Genomic DNA, 766 nt, shown 5'->3' with positions numbered 1-766 from the left:
CGAAGGGAACGCATGGCAATGGAAGTTCCAACCAATGCACGATTTCAACCGTCTGAAACAAGAAATCTACCAAGCCGACTTGGCACAAGGCAAAGACACCACACCAGAGAAAGCCTTCCGTGAAGACTTGGACGAGTTATTCAATGCGCGTTCTTCAAACACAGGCGAAGAGCTACCAGACCTAACGGGTTACATCGGTCAGTACATGCACGGTAACGAGCCATCGCACCACATTCCTTACCTATACGCGCTAACGGATGAGCCATGGAAAGCGCAAGAGTACCTAGACCGCATCATGTCAGAGATGTACACCAGCGAGCCAACCGGCTTGATTGGTAACGAAGACGTGGGTGCAATGTCCGCTTGGTATGTGATGTCTGCATTAGGCTTCTACCAAGTGAACGCAGCAGAACCGATTTACACTGTGGGTCGTCCGCTGTTCGACAAAGCGGTGATTCCGGTTAAAGACGGTACGTTCACCATCACCACAGAAAATAACGCCGATGACAACATGTACATCAAGTCTGTCACCATCAATGGCAAAGCTTTGGATAATGGTTTCTTCTTCGACCATTCCGAGTTCAAACCGGGTGGTGAGTTGCACTTCGTGATGACGGGCGACCAATCTGAAGCGATGAAAGCGCCTCAATAACCTTCACTTGAAATGTGTTCCTCAGGCCAAATCAGTCTGAGGAACACAAGCTCAAATCAATCCCTTCCACTAATGACAGTGTCATTTCTGCTGCCGAAACTTCTTTGCAACCCG

Annotated in this window: 1 protein-coding gene; it reads left to right on the top strand. The window is 49.1% G+C overall.

Translation table 11 applies throughout. The annotated features are described in order from the left end of the window. Positions 1–652 (top strand): glycoside hydrolase domain-containing protein (locus tag R7Q48_RS26750; protein ID WP_318133259.1); only part of this gene is annotated, 652 nt, incomplete at its 5' end. Positions 653–766: the final 114 nt, after the last annotated feature.

The organism is Vibrio sp. 378 (assembly GCF_033339435.1).
This window is presented reverse-complemented; position numbering and strand designations above follow the sequence as displayed.